The organism is Promicromonospora kroppenstedtii DSM 19349 (assembly GCF_000515355.1).
GTDB classification, from domain to species: domain Bacteria; phylum Actinomycetota; class Actinomycetes; order Actinomycetales; family Cellulomonadaceae; genus Promicromonospora; species Promicromonospora kroppenstedtii.
This window is the reverse complement of sequence record NZ_KI911609.1, coordinates 35,258-36,881: the sequence shown is the minus strand read 5'-3', so window position 1 is coordinate 36,881 and position 1,624 is coordinate 35,258. Positions and strand designations below refer to the sequence as shown.

The following is a 1,624-nucleotide window of genomic DNA, read 5'->3' as shown; positions in this document are numbered from 1 at the left end:
CCGCGCGTCGGACCCCGTCGCCGCCTCGGTCGCCCTCGCGCGCTACGTGCGCGCCCACCTGGGCACGCGCCTCACCTGGCAGCGACCCTGGGTGGGTGCAGGACCGGAGGCCGCCGTCGGACCGAAGGCGCACCCGCGGCCACAGGTGGGCACGGGACCCCTCCCCGACGCGCCTCGGACCGGCGTCTCGACGCCGCACGCCGTGCGGTACTACCTGAACGTGGTGACCTTCGGGTACTCGACGTCGTTCTGGGGCTGGGACCGCTGGGAGCGCGAGATCGACTGGATGGCGTTGCACGGCGTCACGCACCCGCTCATGCTCGTGGCCCACGAGGCCGTGCTGGCCGAGACCTTCCGCCGGGCCGGGCTGCCCGACGCCGAGGTGGCCGAGTGGATCGGCGGCGCCGCGCACTTCCCGTGGACGTTCATGGGCGGCATGCACTCGTTCGGCGGTCCGCTGCCCGCGCGCTGGGCCGAGCGCCGCGTCGACCTGGCCCGGCGCATCCTGGCGCGGATGCATGAGCTCGGCATGACGCCGGTGCTGCCCGGGTTCGGCGGGCACGTGCCGCCGTCGCTCGCGGGCGCGGGCGCAGCGTCCGGCGGGTACCGCAAGGACGACACGAGCGGTGATGACACGAACGGTGACGGGACGGACGGCTACGACGAGATCGAGTGGCAGGGCTGGCACATCCCGCTGCTGCACCCCGAGTCGGCCCGGTTCCAGGACCTGCACACGACGTTCGGCCGGGTACAGCGCGAGCTGCTCGGCCCCGGCACGGGGTTCTACGCGGTGGACCCGTACATCGAGTCCGTGCCGCCGTCGGACGACGTCGACCACCTGCGCTCCGCCGGACGCGGGACGTACCGCGCGCTCGCCGCGGCGGCTCAGGACGCCGGGGAACCCGAGCCGGTCTGGGTGCTGCAGGGGTGGCCCTTCCACTACAAGGGCGCGTTCTGGACGCCGGACCGGGTGGCCGCGTACCTGGGCGACGTGCCCGTGGACCGCACGCTCGTGCTGGACCTCTGGGGCGAGCACGTGCCGCTGCACGCCGCGCTGCTGGCCGACGGCGCCCCGCTCGCCGGGCGGCCCTGGGTCTGGTGCGCGCTGCACAACTTCGGCGGGCGACCCGCGCTGTTCGGCGACCTGGCGGGACTCGTCCGGGACGTGGCCGCGCTGCCCGACGGCGTGCCGCACCTGCGAGGTGTCGGCCTGGCACCCGAGGCGATCGAGAACAACGAGATCTTCTACGAGCTCGCCACGGACCTCGCCTGGGACGACGCCCCGCGCTCCCCCGCAGGTCTCGACGCCTGGATCGAGAACTTCGTGCTCACCCGCTACGGGCTCGCGGGTTCCTGGGCCGCCGGTGATCCGATGCACGGTGCGGCTCACATGGCGCTACGCGCTTGGCACACTATTTGTTCGACGCTCTACGGTCCCGGTCGCACCCGCTCGATCCCGACGCCGGTCATCGCCCGGCCCTGGGGCGCCGGCCTCCCGTTCCCGGCTCAGCGCAGCGCCGGCGAGGCGGTCCCCGGCCCTCAGCCGCCCACCCCGTCGTCCGACGTCGACGCCGAGAACGACCCCGCGATCGAGGCCGGCCTCCCCCGCCTCGCCGACGCGGGG

Annotated in this window: 1 protein-coding gene; it reads left to right on the top strand. The window is 74.6% G+C overall.

The window, feature by feature from the left end; translation table 11 throughout:
* Nucleotides 1-1,624: alpha-N-acetylglucosaminidase TIM-barrel domain-containing protein (locus tag PROKR_RS33825; RefSeq protein WP_211240021.1), on the top strand; the 1,624-nt coding region annotated here is incomplete at both ends.